General features: G+C 64.5%; 15 protein-coding genes. 12 read left to right on the top strand and 3 right to left on the bottom strand.

Translation table 11 applies throughout. The features are described 5' to 3' along the window. Nucleotides 1-49: 49 nt before the first annotated feature. From ACEN9Q_RS23105 to ACEN9Q_RS23065, 9 genes are all read left to right on the top strand, one after another. A complete protein-coding gene (locus ACEN9Q_RS23105) occupies nt 50-979 on the top strand; it encodes a DUF3667 domain-containing protein (RefSeq protein WP_495626169.1) in 930 nt (309 codons plus the stop codon). Nucleotides 980-1125: 146 nt separating this feature from the next. Continuing rightward, on the top strand, nt 1126-2028 hold the full coding sequence (locus ACEN9Q_RS23100; RefSeq protein WP_056438366.1) for an NAD kinase: 903 nt from the start codon (nt 1126-1128) through the stop codon (nt 2026-2028). A 31-nt stretch (nt 2029-2059) separates the two neighbouring features. Beyond that, entirely contained in the window at nt 2060-3724 is a 1665-nt protein-coding gene (recN, locus tag ACEN9Q_RS23095; protein WP_495626168.1) for a DNA repair protein RecN, read from the top strand. Between the two features lie 19 nt (nt 3725-3743). Next, entirely contained in the window at nt 3744-4847 is a 1104-nt protein-coding gene (hemH, locus tag ACEN9Q_RS23090; RefSeq protein ID WP_495626167.1) for a ferrochelatase, read from the top strand. Between the two features lie 502 nt (nt 4848-5349). After that, on the top strand, nt 5350-5898 hold the full coding sequence (gene grpE, locus ACEN9Q_RS23085) for a nucleotide exchange factor GrpE (RefSeq protein ID WP_056438361.1): 549 nt from the start codon (nt 5350-5352) through the stop codon (nt 5896-5898). 93 nt (nt 5899-5991) lie between these two features. Then, the gene (gene dnaK, locus ACEN9Q_RS23080) at nt 5992-7932 is read left to right on the top strand and encodes a molecular chaperone DnaK (protein ID WP_495626166.1); all 1941 of its coding nucleotides are present in this window, start codon (nt 5992-5994) and stop codon (nt 7930-7932) included. A gap of 253 nt (nt 7933-8185) precedes the next feature. After that, nucleotides 8186-9310, top strand: coding sequence for a molecular chaperone DnaJ (gene dnaJ / locus ACEN9Q_RS23075; protein ID WP_056438355.1), 1125 nt, complete (start codon nt 8186-8188; stop codon nt 9308-9310). Nucleotides 9311-9494: 184 nt separating this feature from the next. Beyond that, a complete protein-coding gene (gene can / locus ACEN9Q_RS23070) occupies nt 9495-10169 on the top strand; it encodes a carbonate dehydratase (RefSeq protein ID WP_056438351.1) in 675 nt (224 codons plus the stop codon). Next, a complete protein-coding gene (locus tag ACEN9Q_RS23065; protein WP_495628987.1) occupies nt 10169-10531 on the top strand; it encodes a nucleotide pyrophosphohydrolase in 363 nt (120 codons plus the stop codon). Before can ends, ACEN9Q_RS23065 begins: the two co-directional genes overlap by 1 nt. A 39-nt stretch (nt 10532-10570) precedes the next feature. On the opposite strand, the gene ACEN9Q_RS23060 is transcribed toward ACEN9Q_RS23065, so the two are convergent. Continuing rightward, nucleotides 10571-12223 (bottom strand): methyl-accepting chemotaxis protein, encoded by a 1653-nt coding sequence (locus ACEN9Q_RS23060; RefSeq protein ID WP_495626165.1) that lies wholly within the window; start codon nt 12221-12223, stop codon nt 10571-10573. Nucleotides 12224-12488: 265 nt separating this feature from the next. Next, nucleotides 12489-13943, bottom strand: a complete 1455-nt coding sequence (locus ACEN9Q_RS23055) for an NAD-dependent succinate-semialdehyde dehydrogenase (RefSeq protein ID WP_495626164.1) — start codon at nt 13941-13943, stop codon at nt 12489-12491. A gap of 262 nt (nt 13944-14205) precedes the next feature. Here ACEN9Q_RS23055 and ACEN9Q_RS23050 point away from each other — a divergent pair, with 262 nt between their 5' ends. The 3 genes from ACEN9Q_RS23050 to ACEN9Q_RS23040 all read left to right on the top strand — a co-directional run bounded on the left by ACEN9Q_RS23050 (nt 14206) and on the right by ACEN9Q_RS23040 (nt 17953). Beyond that, nucleotides 14206-14976: a gamma-glutamyl-gamma-aminobutyrate hydrolase family protein gene (locus ACEN9Q_RS23050; RefSeq protein ID WP_056438322.1), complete on the top strand. Its 771-nt coding sequence runs from the start codon at nt 14206-14208 to the stop codon at nt 14974-14976. A gap of 127 nt (nt 14977-15103) precedes the next feature. Further along, on the top strand, nt 15104-16474 hold the full coding sequence (locus ACEN9Q_RS23045; protein ID WP_056438319.1) for a glutamine synthetase family protein: 1371 nt from the start codon (nt 15104-15106) through the stop codon (nt 16472-16474). Between the two features lie 42 nt (nt 16475-16516). Further along, nucleotides 16517-17953, top strand: coding sequence for an aspartate aminotransferase family protein (locus tag ACEN9Q_RS23040; RefSeq protein ID WP_495628986.1), 1437 nt, complete (start codon nt 16517-16519; stop codon nt 17951-17953). 724 nt (nt 17954-18677) lie between these two features. On the opposite strand, the gene ACEN9Q_RS23035 is transcribed toward ACEN9Q_RS23040, so the two are convergent. Continuing rightward, nucleotides 18678-20135: a high affinity choline transporter 1 gene (locus tag ACEN9Q_RS23035; protein WP_495626163.1), complete on the bottom strand. Its 1458-nt coding sequence runs from the start codon at nt 20133-20135 to the stop codon at nt 18678-18680. Nucleotides 20136-20230: the final 95 nt, after the last annotated feature.

Raw genomic sequence — 20230 nt, 5'->3', positions numbered from 1 at the left:
CAATTGGAAGATGCTTTTTTGCAATTAACTGGTTAACATGTTGGTTTAGATGACAACCGTCGCGAACGTCATGCACACGCCAGCCCATCCGCACCGCGCCGCCCCCGACTGCCCGAATTGCCGAGCCGTCGTTTCCGGTAATTTCTGTCATGAATGCGGACAAGAAACCGTTCTGCATCCCCCCAGCACGCGCGAATTCCTGCACGAGTTCGTCGGCCATTACGTCGCACTGGAAGGCAAGCTTTGGAAGTCGTTGCTGCTCCTTTTGTTCCGGCCAGGGCAGCTGACTTTGGAATACATCAATGGTCGCCGCGTGCGCTACATCCAGCCGCTGCGCCTGTACCTGACGTTCAGCCTGATCTTCTTTGCCGTCGCAAAATATACCGGCCACGACGACGTTCCGGCGCAGCCAGAGCGAGGCCAGGCCCCGGCCGCCGCGGCCGCGCACGACAAGGCGGCAAAGAAAGACGGCCTGGTGCGCGAAGACGAGCCGGGCGAAATCGCCGAAGGTACCGTGGAACTGCGCAAGGGCATCAGCAACGTCAATGCGCACTGGGGCGAGCAGGCGGACCGGTTCAGCAACATGTCGCCGGCCGAGCGCGACAAGGTGATGAGGACGGCCTTCAGCACCTATGTGCCGTACGCCGTGTTCTTGATGATGCCGCTGTTCGCGCTGTACCTCAAGGTGCTGTACCTGGGCTCGGGACGGCGCTACGGCGAACACCTGCTGTTCGCGCTGCACGTGCACGGGTTTGCATTCCTGGCCCTGACGCTGCTGATCGTGACGCCGAATGTGCTCGGTATCGTGTCCTTCGTGCTGGGCCTGTGGCTCGTGTTCTATACGCCGGTCGCGATGCGGCGCGTGCACGGCGGCTCGCGCCTCGCCACCGGCTTGCGCTGGCTCGTGCTGATGGCGCTGCACGTCACCGGCCTGGGGGTGGCGATCGGTGCCGCGTTCGGGTTCGGCATCCTCCATTGAAGCGAGTTCGGCCGGCGCGCTTGCCGGAAGTCCGTCCGCCCAACTATACTGTGCGTTTGTACAGTATTTGCTGAGTTGCGATAGTGCAGAAGCCGGGCGAATCGGTTAATCTTCTGTCTCCCTATCACCTGCTGCCGAGAGCCGTAATGTCCGTGACGCCTGAACCGCAACAAACCATCGCGCTCGTCGTACGGCACCACACGGCCGGGATCGACGAGCCCGTGCAGGCGATCGTCGACTTCCTGCAGGGCGCCGGCTACCGCGTCGTGTTCGAGGAACAGACGGCCGGGCACGTGAAAGTCGCCGGCGTGGACGCCATGACGGTGGACGAGATCGGCGCGCACTGCAGCACCGCCATCGTCGTCGGCGGCGACGGCACGATGCTTGGCATCGCCCGCCAGCTGGCGCGCTACCGCGTGCCGCTCATCGGCATCAACCAGGGGCGGCTGGGGTTCATGACGGACATCCCGATCGACCGCATGCTGCCCGCGCTGGGCGAGATCCTCAGCGGCAAGGCCAAGGCCGAGGAGCGCTCGCTGCTGGAGGCGCGCGTCGTGCGCGAGGGCGTCGAGATCCATTGTTCCGTCGCCGTCAACGACGTGGTGGTCGCGCGCGGCACGGGCGCCGGCATGGCCGAACTGAAGGTCACGGTGGACGGCACCTTCATGTACAACCAGCGTTCGGACGGCCTGATCGTGTCCACGCCCACCGGGTCGACGGCGTACGCGCTGTCGGCCGGCGGCCCGCTGCTGCATCCGACGCTGGCCGGCATCGTGCTGGTGCCGATCGCGCCGCACGCGCTGTCCAACCGCCCGATCGTCGTGCCGAACACGAGCGACATCGTCGTCGAGATCATCAACGGCCGCGACATCAGCGTGAACTTCGACATGCAGACTTTCACGAGCCTGCAGCACGGCGACCAGATCATGATCTCGCGCTCGCCCAACACCATCACCTTCCTGCATCCGGAAGGGTGGAGCTACTACCACACCCTGCGCGAGAAGCTGCACTGGAACGAATACCCGTCCGGTGACGGCAAGCTCAAGTAATCCCAGCATCCACCAGGAGATGAGTTTCTTCATGTTGCGCACATTGACCATCCGCGACTTCGTCATCGTCGATACGATCGAGCTCGAGTTCTCGAACGGCTTCACGGTGTTCACCGGCGAGACCGGCGCCGGCAAGTCGATCCTGATCGACGCGCTGCAGCTCGCGCTGGGCGGCCGCGGCGACGCGAGCATGGTGCGCGAAGGCGCGGCCAAGGCCGACATCAGCGCCGATTTCGCCCTGACCCCGGCGGCGGGCGCCTGGCTGGAACAGAACGAGTTCGACAGCGACGAGGGCGGCGCGCTGCTGCGCCGCGTGATCGACAACGCCGGCCGCTCCAAGTCGTACATCAACGGCATCGCCGCCACCGCCAGCCAGTTGCGCGAACTGGGCGAGCTGCTCGTGGACATCCACGGCCAGCACGCGCACCAGTCGCTGCTCAAGCTCGACGCCCAGCGCGCCCTGCTCGACAACCAGGTCGCCGTGCGCGATCCCGCCGCGACGGCCCAGGTGCAGGAAGTCGCCGCCACGTACAAGGCGTGGAAGGCGCTGGCGCGCCAGCGCGAGGAATTCGAGACGAACGCGAAGAACGTGCTGCTGGAGCGCGAGCGCCTCGAATGGCAGGTCGGCGAGCTCGACAAGCTGGCCGTGAAGCCGGGCGAGTGGACCGACATCGCCAACGAACACAGCCGCCTGTCGCATGCCGCGAGCCTGATCGAAGGCGCGCAGGAGGCGCTGTCCGCGCTGTCGGAATCGGAGCAGCCGATCCTGTCGCAACTGTCGTCGCTGAACCAGAAGCTGGCCAAGCTCGCCGGCGTCGACGCGGGCCTGCAGGCCGTGCTCGACTGCATGGAACCGGCGCGCATCCAGTTGCAGGAAGCGGTCTATGCGCTGAACACGTATGTCGACAAGGTCGAGCTCGATCCCGGGCGACTGGCCCAGGTCGACGCGCGCATGGATGCGATCCACAGCACGGCCCGCAAGTTCCGGGTGACGCCGGACGAACTGCCGGAAGAACACGCGACGCTCAAGGCCAAGCTGCAGCAGCTGGCCGACGCCAGCGACGTGGAAGGCCTGCGCCGCCAGGAAGACAAGGCGAAAGCGGTCTACCTGGCGGCGGCGCAAAAACTGTCCGCTACGCGCGCACAAGCGGCCCAGCGCCTGTCGTCGCAGGTGTCGGAAGCGATGCAGGAACTGTCGATGAGCGGCGGCCGCTTCGTCGTCGCGCTGAACCCGTGCGAGCCGGCCGCGTATGGTTGCGAGCAGGTCGAGTTCCTCGTGGCCGGCCACGCCGGCGTCGTGCCGCGGCCGCTGGCCAAGGTGGCGTCGGGCGGCGAGCTGGCGCGCATCTCGCTGGCGATCGCCGTCATCACGGCGAACGCGACGACGGTGCCGACCTTGATCTTCGACGAGGTTGACACGGGCATCGGCGGCGGCGTGGCGGAAGTCGTCGGCCGCCTGCTGAAGCGCCTCGGCCAGAGCCGGCAAGTGCTGTGCGTCACGCACCTGCCGCAGGTCGCAAGCCAGGCCAACCAGCACTTCCAGGTGGCGAAGGGCACGACGGACGGCGGCAAGACCGTGTCGCGCATCGACGTGCTCGACAATAAGTCCCGCGTGGAGGAAGTGGCGCGTATGCTGGGCGGCATCGAGATCACCGAGATCACGCGCAAGCACGCGCGCGAGCTGCTGGCGTCCTGAGTCAACCCAAGAACCGTCCATGCCCTTCAACAAAGAACCGCCGCACCAGCACGGCACCATCGCGACGAGCGCCATCGTCCTCGTCAACCTCGGCACGCCCGAGGCGCCGACGCGGCCCGCGGTGCGGCGCTACCTGAAGCAGTTCCTGCTTGATCCGCGCGTGGTGGAGATCCCGCGCGCCGTGTGGAACATCATCCTGCACCTGGCGATCCTGCCGTTCCGCTCGGGACAGTCGGCGAAAAAATACGCGACCATCTGGCGCCGCGACGGCTCGCCGCTGAAGGTGTACACGGAACGGCAGGCGGCGGCGCTGCAGCGGCTCCTGGAACAGCGCGGCCACCACGACGTCGAGGTGGCGATGGCGATGCGCTACGGCGCGCCCGCGCTGCCGGCCGTGCTGGACGACCTCAAGGCGCGCGGCGCCGAACGCATCGTCGTGCTGCCCGCGTATCCGCAGTATTCCGGCACGACCACCGCGTCGATCTGGGACGCCGTCTTCGATCACTACAAAAAGGTGCGCAACATCCCCGAGCTGCGCCTCGTGAAGCACTATCACGACCACGAAGGCTATATCGAGGCGCTGGCGGAATCGGTGGAGTCGTACTGGGACGCGCACGGGCGCGGCGAGAAACTGGTGATGAGTTTCCACGGCGTGCCCAAGCGCACCTTGCTGCTGGGCGACCCGTACCACTGCGAATGCCACCGGACGGCGCGCCTGCTGGCGGCGCGCCTGCGCCTGACGCCGGATGAATACCTGGTCACGTTCCAGTCGCGCTTCGGTCGCGCCGAATGGCTGCAGCCGTACACGGCGCCGACCGTGCGGCAGCTGGCGCGCGATGGCATCAAACGGATCGACGTCATGTGCCCCGGTTTCACCAGCGACTGCCTGGAGACGCTGGAAGAAATCAACATGGAAGTGCGCCACGACTTCGAGTCGAACGGCGGCCAGGATTTTCACTACATCCCGTGCCTGAACGACAATGCGGCGTGGATCGTCGGCATGGCCGAGATCGCCGAGCAGCACCTGATCGGCTGGCCGACGATGCTCACGCCCGCGCAACGCGAGGCGCAGCGCCGCGATGCGGAGATCGCGCGAGAGCATGCGTTGAAACTGGGCGCGTGAAGGTTCGAGCGTCAATGACCGCGTAGTGCGTAGGGTGGGCACCACGTGCCCACGCGGTGATCGTTAGCGTCAGCCGGTTCGTGCACGAACACGTAGCCGTTACGTATCACCGCGTGGGCGGAGGACCGCCCACCCTACGGCAACCAACGACGGGATGTTAGAATGCCACGTTTTGCGGCGCCGACCCGAGTTCCGCCAGGCAGATCGCAGCCAGTGCGAGCAGGGTGTAGATGAGCACGGCGCCGCTTATCAGATGCAGTTTCATGATCGTTCCCATCGGGTCGTTTTTTTGGACGGATGTCTTAACGACACGATAGTAGAACGGCCGGCTGTCGATGGTGACTACGAGCAAGTAAATCTTGTAACAAAAGACTACACCTTCTCATCCATATTAGTTCGGTGTCCCCTTGAAAATGTAGGCGATTGCCCCATATGCGGGCCTGTGTGACCGGTACAACCGTCCAATCCATCAGCCAAGTCCTTGATTTCAGGAGTTTTTTCGATGCAAGACCAAGAAAACCAAGAGGTGAGCAATCAGCCGGAAGCCGACGCCGCAACCGCCGCCGCGGCCCAGGGTGCGCCGGCAACGGAGCCCGGCCTCGAAGAACAGCTGAGCGCCACCGAAGCCAAGCTGGCCGAGATGCACGACGCCTTCATGCGTGCCAAGGCCGAGGCGGACAATATCCGCCGCCGTGCCCAGGAAGATGTGAGCAAGGCCCATAAATTCGCCATCGAAAGCTTCGCCGAGGCCATGGTGCCGGTGCGCGACAGCCTCGAGATGGCCCTGAAAGTCGAAGCGCCGACGGTCGAATCGATCAAGGAAGGCGTCGAGATGACCCTCAAGCAGCTCACCGCCGCGTTCGAGAAGAACCGCCTGATCGAAGTGATGCCGCAGGCGGGCGACAAGCTCGACCCGAACAAGCACCAGGCCGTGGCCGTGGTGCCGTCCGACCAGGAAGCGAACACCGTGGTTACCGTGCTGCAGAAGGGCTATATGATCGCCGACCGCCTGCTGCGTCCGGCCATCGTGACCGCCGCGGCACCGAAATAATGTTGCGATGGGGCTGAACAAGCTCTTGAAACTAAGCGACATTTCCCAATATTCGACACATCTGAAAAACTGAGTACTAAAAAGGAAAATATTATGGGCAGAATCATCGGTATCGACCTGGGCACCACCAACTCCTGCGTGGCGATCATGGAAAATGGTCAGCCCAAGGTCATCGAAAATGCGGAAGGCGCCCGTACGACGCCTTCGATCATCGCTTATCAGGAAGATGGCGAGATCCTGGTCGGCGCGCCGGCGAAACGCCAGGCCGTCACCAACCCGAAGAACACCCTGTTCGCGGTCAAGCGCCTGATCGGCCGTAAATTCGACGAGAAGGAAGTCCAGAAGGACATCAGCCTGATGCCGTACACGATCACCAAGGCCGACAACGGCGATGCGTGGGTCGGTGTGCGCGACAAGAAGCTGGCACCGCCGCAGATCTCGGCCGAAGTGCTGCGCAAGATGAAGAAGACCGCCGAAGACTACCTCGGCGAGGAAGTGACGGAAGCCGTCATCACCGTCCCGGCATACTTCAACGACTCGCAGCGCCAGGCGACCAAGGACGCTGGCCGCATCGCCGGCCTGGACGTCAAGCGCATCATCAACGAGCCGACCGCGGCCGCGCTGGCATTCGGCCTGGACAAGACCGACAAGGGCGACCGCAAGATCGCCGTGTATGACCTCGGCGGCGGCACGTTCGACGTGTCGATCATCGAGATCGCCGACGTGGACGGCGAGAAGCAGTTCGAAGTGCTGTCGACCAACGGCGACACGTTCCTGGGCGGCGAAGACTTCGACCAGCGCATCATCGACTACATCATCGACGAATTCAAGAAGATCAACGGCCTCGACCTGTCGAAGGACCCGATCGCCCTGCAGCGCATCAAGGCCTCGGCCGAGCGCGCGAAGATCGAACTGTCGTCGTCGCAGCAGACCGAGATCAACGAGCCGTACATCGCCATGGCGAACGGCGCGCCGGTCCACCTGAACCTCAAGATCACCCGCGCCAAGCTGGAAGCCCTCGTCGAGGAACTGATCAACAAGACCATCGAGCCGTGCCGCGTCGCCATCAAGGACGCCGGCGTGAAGGTCTCGGACATCGACGACATCATCCTGGTCGGCGGCATGACCCGCATGCCGAAGGTGCTGGAAAAGGTGAAGGAATTCTTCGGCAAGGAACCGCGCCGCGACGTGAACCCGGACGAAGCCGTCGCTGTCGGCGCCGCCATCCAGGGCTCCGTGCTGGCCGGCGACCGCAAGGACCTGCTGCTGCTGGACGTGACGCCGCTGTCGCTGGGTATCGAAACCCTGGGCGGCGTGATGACCAAGATGATCCAGAAGAACACCACGATCCCGACCAAGTTCTCGCAGGTGTTCTCGACCGCCGACGACAACCAGCCGGCCGTGACCATCAAGGTCTACCAGGGCGAGCGCGAGATCGCCGCCGGCAACAAGGGCCTCGGTGAGTTCAACCTGGAAGGCATCCCGCCGGCACCGCGCGGCACCCCGCAGATCGAAGTGACCTTCGACATCGACGCCAACGGCATCCTGCACGTGGGCGCGAAGGACAAGGCCACCGGTAAGGAGAACAAGATCACCATCAAGGCCAACTCGGGTCTGTCGGAAGACGAGATCCAGAAGATGGTGAAGGACGCCGAGCTGAACGCGGAAGAGGACAAGAAGGTCAAGGAACTGGCGGAGTCGCGCAACCAGGCCGACGCGCTGGTCCATTCGACCAAGAAATCCCTGACCGAGTACGGCGACAAGCTGGAAGCGGGCGAGAAGGAAAAGATCGAAGCCGCGATCACCGACCTGGAAGGTTCGATCAAGTCGGGCGACAAGGCCGAGATCGACGCGAAGGTGGCCGCGCTGTCGACCGCCGCCCAGAAGCTGGGCGAGAAGATGTACGCCGACATGCAGGCCCAGCAGGGCGCCGCCGGTGCACAGGCGGCCGGTGGCCAGCCGGGCGCGGAGTCGGCCAAGCAGGATGACGACGTCGTCGACGCCGACTTCAAGGAAGTCAAGGACGCCAAGTAATGACGTCCTGGCGGGGCAGGCCGAACGGCCGGCCCCGCCGCCGCAACCGCCGAGCCGAAGCGACCTCCTGGTGCCCGGCTCGGTTTTTTTGCGTAATCCAGACTCTGCGGGTCCGATCCGGCCGTTGTTTTTACGGCCGAGTCGAGCAGGCCCGTGATGCTCACTGTATACTCGTATCCTTTTGGCTGTGCGTTCGCGGGTAGCGCCCGGTCCGCCACAGTTCTTTTGTAGATAGACAGCAAGGTGCCGACAAATGGCAAAGCGTGATTTTTACGAGATCCTCGGCGTCGCGAAGAGTGCTTCGGAAGACGAGATCAAGAAGGCCTATCGCAAGCTTGCGATGAAGTACCATCCGGACCGCAATCCCGATAACAAGGAAGCGGAAGAGAAGTTCAAGGAGGTCAAGGAAGCCTACGAGATGCTGACCAATCCGGAAAAGCGCGAGGCTTATGACCGCTATGGTCACGCAGGCGTCGATCCGAACGGCGGCATGGGCGGCGGCTTCGGCGCCGGCGGCTTTGGCGATGCGTTCGGCGACATCTTCGGCGACATCTTCGGCGGCGGTGCGCGTGGCCGCAGCGCGGGCCCGCAGGTGTACCGCGGCGCGGACCTGCGCTACAACCTCGAAATTTCGCTGGAACAGGCCGCGGCCGGTTTCGACACGACGATCCGCGTGCCGAGCTGGGACAAGTGCGACACCTGCCACGGCAGCGGCGCCAAGCCGGGCACGTCGCCCGTCACCTGCGCGACCTGCCACGGCCACGGCCAGGTGCGCATGCAGCAGGGCTTCTTCTCGATCCAGCAGACCTGCCCGAAATGCCATGGCAGCGGCAAGATCATCCCGGAACCGTGCGCATCCTGCGGCGGCGCCGGACGCATCAAGCGCAACAAGACGCTGGAAGTGAAGATCCCGGCCGGCATCGACAGCGGCATGCGCATCCGCTCGACCGGCAACGGCGAGCCGGGCACGAACGGCGGGCCGCCGGGCGACCTGTACGTCGAGATCCACATCAAGCCGCACACCGTGTTCCAGCGCGAAGGCGACGACCTGCATTGCGAAATGCCGATCTCGTTCAGCAAGGCGGCATTGGGCGGCGAGATCGAGGTGCCGACCCTGGCCGGCAAGGTATCGTTCACGATCCCCGAAGGCACGCAGACCGGCAAGACCTTCCGCCTCAAGGGCAAGGGCATCAAGGGCGTGCGCTCGGGCTATGCGGGCGACCTGTTCTGCCACGTCGTGGTCGAGACGCCCGTCAAGCTCACCGACAAGCAGAAGGACTTGCTGCGCGAATTCGACCGCCTGACGAACGAGGGCGGCGCGAAACACAGTCCGCAGAGCAAGGGCTGGATGGATAAAGTCAAGGACTTCTTCGAATAAGGAGTCCCCGACCGCTGAACGGCATGCCTTCAGCGGTTTTTTTTGACCAAAATGTGGTCGATTAAATAAGCATCGTCGTCCCCGCGAAGGCGGGGATCGAATTTGTTCGCAGACCACGCAGTACCTGGGTTCCCGCCTGCGCGGGAACGACGGTATTGCCGTATATCGAATAAGGTAGAAAACCATGGCAAAGACCCCCACCGGCCTCACCGCCGCCGACCTCTTCGAACGCAACCGCCAGTGGGCGGCGTCGATGGTCAAGGAAGATCCCGACTTCTTCAAGGATCTCGCCTCCCAGCAGTCCCCGGAATACCTGTGGATCGGCTGTTCCGACAGCCGCGTGCCCGCCAACGAACTCGTCGGCATGGCGCCGGGCGAACTGTTCGTGCACCGTAACATCGCCAACGTCGTCTCGCATTCGGACCTGAACTGCCTGACCGTGCTGCAGTTCGCCGTCGACGTCCTCAAGGTCAAGCACATCATCCTGTGCGGCCACTACGGCTGCTCGGGCGTGGGCGCGGCGCTGAACAATACGCGCGTCGGCCTGGCCGACAACTGGCTCGGCCACGTGCGCGACGTGCGCGACATGCACGGCAAATACCTCGGCAACGTGGCCGGCACCGCCGCCACCAACCGCCTCGTGGAACTGAACGTCGCCGAACAGGTCATCAACGTGGCCCAGACGACCGTCGTGCGCGACGCGTGGGAACGCGGCCAGGCCGTGACGATCCACAGCTGGGTCTACGGCGTGCACGACGGCCTGCTGCGCGACCTGGGCATCACCGTCAGCAGCTACGAAGAGATCCAGCCGAAGCTGGACAAGATCCTGCAGGGCTACCTCGTGGGCGGCGACAAGTGATGCAGCCCGACGGCGAGCTCGATCGGCTGCGCGCCATCGTGCGCGAATTCGTCGAGGAGCGCGACTGGGACCAGTTCCACACGCCGAAGAACCTGGCGGCGGCGCTGACGGTGGAGGCGGCCGAGCTGCTGGAACATTTCCAGTGGCTGCGCGACGGCCGGGCCGACGAACTCGGCGCGGACAAGCTCGTCGAGGTGCGCCACGAGATGGCGGACGTGCTCGTCTATCTCGTGCGCCTGGCCGACAAGCTCGACGTCGACCTGCTCGCCGCCGTGCAGGAAAAGATGGTGCTCAACCGGGCGAAATACCCGGCCGAGCTGGTGCGCGGCGACGCGCGCAAGTATCACGAATACAAACGATGAACGTCTACGCGTTCAATGTCGACATGACATGCCGCGCCATCAAAACGTTTCCCAGTTTCCCGCCGCAGCCAGCGCCGGACGCGTCACCGGACGCACGGCTGCGGCGGGGCGCCGCGGGGTGAATGCCGGCGCGGCGGCGACGGCCGCATCCGGCAGGCGGAACGTGCTGACCATCTGCTCGAGCTCGCCCGACTGATCCTGCAGCGACTGCGCGGCCGCGGCGGCTTCTTCCACCAGCGCGGCGTTCTGCTGGGTGACGGCATCCATTTCGCTGACCGCCTGGTTGATCTGCTCGATGCCGGCCTCCTGCTCCTGGCTGGCGGCCGTGATTTCGGCCATGATGTCTGTCACGCGGCGCACGCTGTCCACGACGTCTTCCATCGTCGAGCCCGCTTCGTGGACGAGGCGGCTGCCTTCGTTGACCTTGCCGACCGAATCGTCGATCAGGGTCTTGATTTCCTTGGCCGCGCTGGCCGAGCGCTGGGCCAGGTTGCGCACTTCCGACGCCACGACGGCAAAGCCGCGGCCCTGCTCGCCGGCCCGGGCGGCTTCCACCGCGGCGTTCAGGGCCAGGATATTGGTCTGGAACGCGATGCCGTCGATGACGCCGATGATGTCCACGATGCGGCTGGCGGATTCGTTGATCGATCCCATGGTCGTGACGACGGCGGCGACGACGCTGCCGCCCCGGACCGCGACGTCGGACGCCGACTGCACCAGCTGGTTTGCCTGGCGCGCGTTTTCCGCGTTCTGCTTGACGGTCGAGGTCAGCTCTTCCATCGACGACGCCGTTTCTTCCAGCGCGCTCGCCTGCTGCTCGGTGCGGCTCGACAGGTCGAGGTTGCCCGTCGCGATCTCGTCGGTGGCCGTCGCCAGCGTGCGGGTGCCGTCGCGCACCTGATGGACGATGGTGCGCAGCGACTCGTTCATCGCCTTCAGCGCGGCCAGCAGTTCGCCCGTCTCGTCCTTCGAGTCGACCTCGATGCGGCTGGTGAGGTCGCCGGCGGCGACGGTCGTGGCGATGCGCACGGCCTCCCGCATCGGACCGGTGATCGAGCGCGTGATGCGCCAGGCGATCACGACGGCCAGCAGGATCGCGGCGGCGGCCACGGCATACAGTACCACGCGCGCCTTTCCGTACTCGGCTTCGCCGGCGGCCTGGTCGGCCGCGTTGAGCTCGGTCTGCGCGCGGATCATCTCGGCGATCGCGTTGCGCCAGGCCGCGGTGGCCGGCTTCACCTTGGATTTCAGGACCTCGAAGCCTTCCGCCTGCTTGTTCAGCTTGCCCAATTCGGCCGCCTGGGCGATCAGGGGCGCGGAGGTCGTGCGTGCATCGGTGATCTTGCCCAGCAGGGCGCGCATGTCCGGCCGCGTCACCATCTTCTGCAGCACGGCGTCGGCGCGGTCGTAAGCCTGCCAGCCGGCGCCGATTTCCTCGTACAGGCGCCTGGTTTCCGCTTCGTCCTCGGTCAGGATGATGTCGCGCACCGCGATCGTCACGCTGCGCTGTGCTTCGCGCATGTCGTTGGCGGCCTGCAGGCGCAGGTTGTTACCGTTGACGATATTGTCGACCGTGTTATTGAGGGTATTCATGTTGCTCAGCCCGGTCGCGGTGACCAGCACCAGCAGGGCCAATATCATGCCGAAGCCCAGCGCGAGGCGTTGGCCGATCTTGAGATTGTTCAGCTTCATTTTTCTGAATTTGTTGAGTGTCGTTTTAGGGCGTGCGGATGCTCACTTCACAGGTGGGCGGCACGTGGCCTGCGTGTGAAGCTGAAGGGCATGGCGATACAAGGGAAGCGCGGCAAAGGCGATAATTTGTGCGCGGGGATAGGGCGCCGCAGTAATATTGCCGAGCGGAATAATTTTAGTAGGACTTGTCCTACATGACAACCAAAAAAAGTTGTCATGTGGAAAATTGACAACGCGTATTGTCGTTCAGATGCCGCCGCAGGTTTTACATCCCGCCCAGGCAGATGTACTTGATGACAAGATAATCGTCCATGCCGTACTTCGACCCTTCGCGGCCCAGGCCCGACTGCTTGACGCCGCCGAACGGCGCGACTTCGTTCGAGATCAGGCCCGTGTTCACGCCGACCATGCCCGACTCGATCCGCTCGGCCACGCGCCACACGCGGCCGATGTCGCGCGCATAGAAATACGAGGCGAGGCCATATTCGGTCGCATTGGCGAGGGCGATCACGTCGGCTTCGGTCTTGAAGCGGAACAGCGGCGCCACGGGACCGAAGGTTTCCTCGTCCGAGATGAGCATCTGCGGCGTGACGTCGGCGAGGACGGTCGGTTCGAAGAAGGTGCGGCCCAGCGGATGCCGCTTGCCACCCAGCAGCAGGCGCGCGCCCTTGCCCAGCGCGTCCGCGATGTGGTGCTCGACTTTCTCGACAGCCTTTTCTTCGATCAGCGGGCCCTGGTTCACGCCCGCATCCATCCCGTTGCCGACCTTGAGTTTCGCGACCGCGGCCGTCAGTTTGGCGGCGAACGCATCGTAGACGCCGTCCTGCACGTAGATGCGGTTGGCGCACACGCAGGTCTGCCCCATGTTGCGGTATTTCGAGGCCATGGCGCCTTCGACGGCCGCGTCGAGGTCGGCGTCGTCGAACACGATGAACGATGCGTTGCCGCCCAGTTCCAGCGACAGTTTCTTGATCGTCGGCGCGCACTGCTCCATCAGCCGGCGGCCGACCTGCGTGGAGCCGGTAAAACTGAGCTTGCGCACGATCGGGTTGGCGCACATCTCGGCGCCGATCGCCGTCGAATCGCCGATCACGATGGAAAACACGCCTGGCGGCACGCCGGCGCGCTCCGCCAGCACGGCCAGGGCGAGGGCGGAATACGGCGTCAGCCCGGCCGGTTTGAGCACGATCGGGCAGCCGGCCGCCAGCGCGGGCGCAACCTTGCGGGCGATCATCGCGGCCGGGAAATTCCACGGCGTGATCGCGGCGCACACGCCGATCGGTTCCTTCGTGACGACGATGCGGCGGTCGCGCGCGGGCGATTCCAGCACGTCGCCTTCGATGCGCTTGCCCTGTTCGCCGAACCATTCGAAGAACGAGGCGGCGTACGCGATCTCGCCCTTCGATTCGGCCAGCGGCTTGCCCTGTTCCGCCGTCATGATGGCGGCCAGGTCGTCGGCATTGTCGAGCATGAGGTCGTTCCACTTGCGCAGGATCAGGGCGCGTTCGCGCGCCGTCTTCTTGCGCCAGGCCGGCCAGGCGGCCTGCGCCGCCTCGATGGCGCGCCGGGTTTCGCGGGTTCCCATGTGCGGCACGGTGCCCAGCGTTGCGCCGGTGGCGGGATCGACGACGGCGACCGTCTTGCCTTCGTCGGCGCCGCACCAGGTGCCGTCGACATAGGCCTGCTGGCGCAGGAGGGCGGGATCGTTGAGCTTCAGCATAAAGCACCTCGTCATATCGTTCGGACGTGCAAACTACGATACCACGTCGCGCCGGACCCTCCGGTCCGTTTGTGTTGGCATCGTTCTTCAGTTGACGTTAAGCTTTTGCTACGGGTTACACACAGCCAACCCAACCGACTAGCAGATTCCAGGGAAGCATCGACTTGGAATGCGGTTTCCTTGATCTGAAACAACGGCCACTCGCATTCGGACCGCTTTGTACGTATGATGGTTCCTGTGCGCTCACGACAAGGTAGAGACCATGCGCCCGATCGTTTTCGTCCCCGCTTGCACCCGCGATTTCGGTGAACACCCTTACCACGCGGCCCAGCACAAGTATGTCGACGCCGTCGTCATCGGCGCCGACTGCGCGCCGCTGATCCTGCCGTCGCTGGGGGAGGCGCTCGACCTGGAGACGATGCTCGCGCTGTGCGACGGGATCATGCTGACGGGCTCGGCCTCGAACGTTCACCCCAGCTATTATTCCCAAGAACTGCTCGACCCGTCGCTGCCGCAAGACCCGGCACGTGACCAGACCACCTTGCCGCTGATCCGCGCAGCCGTGAAACGCGGCATTCCGATCATCGCGATCTGCCGCGGTTTCCAGGAAATGAACGTGGCGCTGGGCGGCAGCCTGCACCAGGCCGTGCAGGCGGTCCCCGGGCACTTCGACCACCGCGAGAATCCGGAACTCGGCATGGACGAGCAGTACGGCGACGCCCACAAGATCCAGCTCGTGCAAGGTGGCATGCTGCATCAGATCATTGGCCTGCCCGAAATTCCCGTGAATTCCCTGCACGGACAAGGCGTGAACGAACTGGCGCGCGGCCTCGTCGTCGAGGCGACGGCCGAGGATGGGCTCGTGGAAGCCTTCTCGGTGAGCGGCGCGCCCGGCTTCACGCTGGCCGTGCAATGGCACCCGGAATGGCGCATCGCCCACAATCCGCATTCCATGAAGATGTTCGGCGCGTTCGGCGACGCCTGCCGCGCCTACCGCTCGACCAGACCGGCAACGTCCAGGACACCATCATGACCCCCGACGCGACATGGGCGGTCACGCCCGTCCCATAGCTTCCCTGATCCCTGCTCGACCCCCCACGCAGCCCGCGGGCGGCGCGCCTGCGCGTGGCTGTATTCATTCAATGGACAGAGGAAACATCATGGCTATCCGCGACAATTTTTCGTACAACGACATGGACGAGTGGCTCAACGGCAAACGGGTCACCGAAATCGAATGCCTGGTCCCCGACCTGACCGGCGTCGCGCGTGGAAAAATCCTTCCGCGCGTCAAATTCACCGAAGACCGCGGCATGCGCCTGCCGGAAATCGTGCTGGGCATGACCGTGACGGGGAACTCCCCGTCCGACGACGACGCCTTCGACCGCGCGATCTCGACGACCGACCGCGACATGATCCTGAAGGCCGACCCCGGCACGATCACGATGGTGCCGTGGGCCGTCGATCCGACCGCGCAGGTGATCCACGACTGCTATTTTTCCGACGGCAAGCTGGTCGACTTCGCCCCGCGCAGCGTGCTGCGCCGCGTGCTGAAACTGTATGCGCAAAAGGGCTGGAAGCCGCTCGTCGCACCCGAGCTGGAGTTCTATCTCACGGCAAAAAATATCGACCCCGACCTGCCGCTGGCCGCGCCGATCGGCCGCAGCGGGCGCTCGGAGACGAGCCGCCAGGTCTACAGCATCGACGCCGTCAACGAGTTCGATCCGCTGTTCGAGGACATCTACGATTACTGCGACATGATGGGCCTCGACGTCGACACGCTGATCCACGAGATCGGCGCCGGCCAGATGGAAATCAATTTCCAGCACGGGGAACCGCTGGGCCTGGCCGACAAGGTGTTTTATTTCAAGCGCACCCTGCGCGAAGCGGCGCTGAAACACGATATGTACGCCACCTTCATGGCCAAGCCGATGGCTGGCGAGCCCGGCTCGGCGATGCACGTGCACCAGAGCGTCGTCGACGAGGAATCCGGCCGCAACATCTTCAGCAACGAGGACGGCTCGCCGTCCGACCTGTTCCGCCACTACATCGGCGGCCTGCAGAAATACATGCCGTCGGCGATGGCGATCGTCGCGCCGTACGTGAACTCGTACCGCCGCATCGTGCGCCACACGGCCGCCCCGATCAACCTGCAATGGGGCGTGGACAACCGTACCGTGGGCTTCCGCGTGCCCGTGTCCGGCTCGCAGGACCGGCGCGTGGAAAACCGCGTGATCGGCGCCGATGCCAACCCCTATCTCGCGCTGGCCGTCACGCTCGCGTGCGGCTACCTCGGCATCCAGGAACATCTGGAACCGACGCCGAAGGTCGAGGGCAGCGCCTACAAGATGAAGGTCGAGCTGCCGCAGGGCCTGTCCGAAGCGCTGACCGTGCTGCGCAGCGACGACCGCTTGCGCGACATCCTCGGCGAACGCTTCATCGACGTCTATTCCGCGGTCAAGGAACTGGAGCACCAGGAATTTATGACGGTCATTAGCCCGTGGGAACGGGAACATTTGTTACTGCACGTGTGACCATGCGACGACGACGAGGAGATCATCATGACTATCGACACCATGGCATTCGAGGCAGGCCTGCGCGCGCCGGCCCGGGACGAGGTTGACACGCGCCTGGACACCCGCGCATTGCAACAGCTCGACAGCGCCCATTTCCTGCACCCGTTCACCGACCACGGCGCCTTGAGCGCGCGCGGCGCGCGCGTGATGGTGCGCGGGGAGGGCATCTACCTGTGGGATTCGGACGGCAATAAAACCATCGACGGCATGTCCGGCCTGTGGTGCGTGAACGTGGGCTATGGCCGCACATCCATCACGCAGGCCGTCGCGCGCCAGATGGACGTTCTGCCGTTCTACAACAGCTTCTTCAACACGACGAACGTGCCGGCCGTGAAGCTGGCGGAAAAGCTCGCGGCCCTGGCACCGCCCGGCTTCGAGCACGTGTTCTTCACCAGCTCCGGCTCGGAAGCGAACGACACGGCGCTGCGCATGGTCTGGCGCTACTGGCAGCTGATGGGCCAGTCGGAGCGGCACATCGTCATCAGCCGCCGCAACGCCTACCACGGCAGCACGATTGCCGGGGCATCGCTGGGCGGCATGGCCGGCATGCACGCCCAGGGCGCGCTGCCGATTCCCGGCATCCACCACATCGAGCAGCCGAACTTCGCCGAGCACGGGCGCGGCCTGTCCGAAACGGAATTCGGGCTGCTCGCGGCCGACTGGCTCGAACAAAAGATCCTGGAACTGGGCCCGGCGCGCGTCGCCGCCTTCATCGGCGAGCCCGTGCAGGGCGCGGGCGGCGTCATCATCCCGCCGCAGACCTACTGGCCGCAAATCCAGCGCATCTGCGACAAGTACGGCATCCTGCTCGTGTCGGACGAGGTCATCTGCGGCTTCGGCCGTCTCGGCACGTGGTTCGGCTGCGAGCGCATGGGCATGCGGCCGGACCTGATCCCGTTCGCGAAGGGCGTCACGTCGGGCTATGTGCCGCTGGGCGGGGTGCTGGTCGGCGAGCGGGTGGCGCGCGCGCTGATCGAGCGCGGCGGCGACTTCAACCACGGTTTCACGTATTCCGGCCACCCGGTCGCCTGCGCGGCGGCGCTGGAAAACCTGCGCATCATCGAGGACGAGAAACTGGTCGACAAGGTCGCGCGCGAGACGGGCCCGCACCTGAAGGCCGCGTTCGCGCGCCTGGCGGACCACCCGCTCGTCGGGCACGCGGAAAGCATCGGCATGACGGCGGGCCTGAACCTCGTGCGGCGCAAGGGCGCGACGGTGCACGACTGCGAACCGTTCGCGCGCGAGCTGGGGGCAGGGATGGTGTGCCGGCAGCACATGTTCGACAACGGCGTCATCATGCGCGCCGTCGGCGACCGGATGATCGTGGCGCCGCCGCTCGTCATGAGTTGCGCGCAGATCGACGAGATGGTGGAGCGGATACGCGTTTGTCTGGACCTGACGTTGGCGGATGTGGTTGGGCGGGGGTGGATGGACTGAATCTGGCTGCTGAACTTGGGTCCCCGCCTTCGCGGGGACGACGGTTTTGAGGCCAACGCAGGAACGGTGCCAACGCTATTCTTGCGTTATCACCAGCACGTCGTCCCTGCGCAGGCAGGGACCCAATTTCCTAACCGAAGCCGCAAAGTACCGTTTGGGGCCAAGGCAGGAACAGTGCCAACGCTATTCTTGCGTTATTACCAGCACGTCGTCCCTGCGCAGGCAGGGACCCAATTTCCTAACCGAAGCCGCAAAGTACCGTTTGGGGCCAACGCAGGAACGGTGCCAACGCTATTCTTGCGTTATCACCAGCACGTCGTCCCTGCGCAGGCAGGGACCCAATTTCCTAACCGAAGCCGCAAAGTACCGTTTGGGGCCAAGGCAGGAACAGTGCCAACGCTATTCTTGCGTTATCACCAGCACGTCGTCCCTGCGCAGGCAGGGACCCCAATTTCCTAACCGAAGCCGCAAAGTACCGTTTGGGGCCAAGGCAGGAACGGTGCCAACGCTATTCTTGCGTTATCACCAGCACGTCGTCCCTGCGCAGGCAGGGACCCAATTTCCTATCCGAAGCCGCGAAGTACCGTTTGGGGCCAAGGCAGGAACAGTGCCAACGCTATTCTTGCGTTATCACCAGCACGTCGTCCCTGCGCAGGCAGGGACCCAATTTCCTATCCGAAGCCGCAAAACAGAAGGCCCCGAACATTCATCGGGGCCTTTTCATTTACACGCTCAGCGCCGTCTTGTGCGGCTCATGCCGGTTCTTGAGCACCTGCGGCGCCAGCGACCCGGCGATCATGCCGCCGAACGCCGCCAGCAGGCCCGCCAGCTGGCCCGGGAACAGCTCGCCGAGCGACGACAGCTGCGGAAAGAACACGATCCACGTGGCGATGCCCGCCGTCAGCGACAGGATCGCGCCCTGCGTCGTCGCGCGCTTCCAGTACAGGCCCATGACGAGCGGCACGAACGCGCCGACGAGCGTCACCTGGTAGGCGGACGACACGAGGTCGTAGATCGACGTGCCCTTCATCGCGATCGCGTACGCCAGCACGAGGCAGGCGAACACGACGATGGTGACGCGCATCGCGAGCAGTTGCTGGCGGTCGCTCATGCCGGGGCGCAGGTTCTTGAGGATGTTTTCGGTAAAACTCGTCGACGGCGCCAGCAAGGTGGCGGACGACGTGCTCTTGATCGCGGACAGCAGGGCGCCGAAGAACAGGATCTGCATGACCAGCGGCATCTTCGTCATCACGAACGTGGGGAGCACGCGCTGGTAATCGCTCTTCGCCATTTCCATCGCATCATTGCCCATCACGATCACGGCGCACGCGACGACGAACATCGGCACGAAGGCAAAGATGATGTAGCTGGCGCCGCCGATCACGGCGCCGGCGCGGGCGGTGGGCGCGCTCTTGGCCGACATCACGCGCTGGTACACGTCCTGCTGCGGAATCGAACCGAGCATCATCGTCACGGCCGAGCCAACGAAGAAGGCGACGTCGGTGAACTTCGCTTGCGGCAGGAAGTGCCACAGGTTGGCGTTGTGGGCCATGTCGAGGACGGCGCCCGTGCCGCCGGCCAGTTTCGCAGAGAACATCGCGATGATGGACAGGCCGATCACCAGCACGATCATCTGGATGAAGTCGGTGATGGCGACGGCCAGGAAGCCGCCGATCACGACGTAGATCAGCACGGCGAGCGTGCCGACGATCATGCCGGCCGTCTCCGACATCGCGCCGCCCGTCAGCACGGAGAACACGAGGCCCAGCGCCGTGATCTGCGCCGCGACCCAGCCGAGGTAGGACAGGATGATGGCGGCCGAGCAGAACACTTCGATGCCCTTTCCGTAGCGGGCGCGGTAGTAGTCGCCGATCGTCAGCAGGTTCAGCTTGTACAGGCGGGCGGCAAAGAACAGGCCGACGAGGATCAGGCAGGTGCCGGCGCCGAACGGGTCTTCCACCAGCGCGCCCAGGCCGCCTTGCACGAACTTGGCGGGGATGCCCATCACGGTCTCGGCGCCGAACCAGGTGGCGAACGTCGTCGTCACGACCATGATCAGCGGCAGGCTGCGGCCGGCCACGGCGAAGTCGGAGGTGTCCTTGATCCGCGTCCCGGCCCAGACGCCCAGGCCGAGTGTGCCGAGCAGGTAGACCACGACGGATGAAATCAGGATGGGGTTCATGGCAGTGTCTGCTCCGTGCGGCGGCGGAAATAAGAAATGCGGGTGGGAAAAATTCGCGATTATAGCGGCAGAAATCGGCGTTTGGATCGATTTTG

The organism is Massilia sp. Masssp93 (genome assembly GCF_059491295.1).
The sequence above is the reverse complement of the archived record's forward strand: the minus strand, read 5'-3'. Positions and strand labels throughout refer to the sequence as shown.

What these genes read in the sequence shown, in the direction of transcription:
- ACEN9Q_RS23035 (WP_495626163.1), bottom strand. Translation starts at nt 20,135, where the DNA reads ATGAACCCCATCCTGATTTCATCCGTCGTGGTCTACCTGCTCGGCACA.
- ACEN9Q_RS23045 (WP_056438319.1), top strand. Translation starts at nt 15,104, where the DNA reads ATGGCTATCCGCGACAATTTTTCGTACAACGACATGGACGAGTGGCTC.
- ACEN9Q_RS23065 (WP_495628987.1), top strand. Translation starts at nt 10,169, where the DNA reads ATGCAGCCCGACGGCGAGCTCGATCGGCTGCGCGCCATCGTGCGCGAA.
- ACEN9Q_RS23100 (WP_056438366.1), top strand. Translation starts at nt 1,126, where the DNA reads ATGTCCGTGACGCCTGAACCGCAACAAACCATCGCGCTCGTCGTACGG.
- ACEN9Q_RS23105 (WP_495626169.1), top strand. Translation starts at nt 50, where the DNA reads ATGACAACCGTCGCGAACGTCATGCACACGCCAGCCCATCCGCACCGC.
- ACEN9Q_RS23060 (WP_495626165.1), bottom strand. Translation starts at nt 12,223, where the DNA reads ATGAAGCTGAACAATCTCAAGATCGGCCAACGCCTCGCGCTGGGCTTC.
- dnaJ (WP_056438355.1), top strand. Translation starts at nt 8,186, where the DNA reads ATGGCAAAGCGTGATTTTTACGAGATCCTCGGCGTCGCGAAGAGTGCT.
- grpE (WP_056438361.1), top strand. Translation starts at nt 5,350, where the DNA reads ATGCAAGACCAAGAAAACCAAGAGGTGAGCAATCAGCCGGAAGCCGAC.
- recN (WP_495626168.1), top strand. Translation starts at nt 2,060, where the DNA reads ATGTTGCGCACATTGACCATCCGCGACTTCGTCATCGTCGATACGATC.
- can (WP_056438351.1), top strand. Translation starts at nt 9,495, where the DNA reads ATGGCAAAGACCCCCACCGGCCTCACCGCCGCCGACCTCTTCGAACGC.
- hemH (WP_495626167.1), top strand. Translation starts at nt 3,744, where the DNA reads ATGCCCTTCAACAAAGAACCGCCGCACCAGCACGGCACCATCGCGACG.
- ACEN9Q_RS23055 (WP_495626164.1), bottom strand. Translation starts at nt 13,943, where the DNA reads ATGCTGAAGCTCAACGATCCCGCCCTCCTGCGCCAGCAGGCCTATGTC.
- ACEN9Q_RS23050 (WP_056438322.1), top strand. Translation starts at nt 14,206, where the DNA reads ATGCGCCCGATCGTTTTCGTCCCCGCTTGCACCCGCGATTTCGGTGAA.
- dnaK (WP_495626166.1), top strand. Translation starts at nt 5,992, where the DNA reads ATGGGCAGAATCATCGGTATCGACCTGGGCACCACCAACTCCTGCGTG.
- ACEN9Q_RS23040 (WP_495628986.1), top strand. Translation starts at nt 16,517, where the DNA reads ATGGCATTCGAGGCAGGCCTGCGCGCGCCGGCCCGGGACGAGGTTGAC.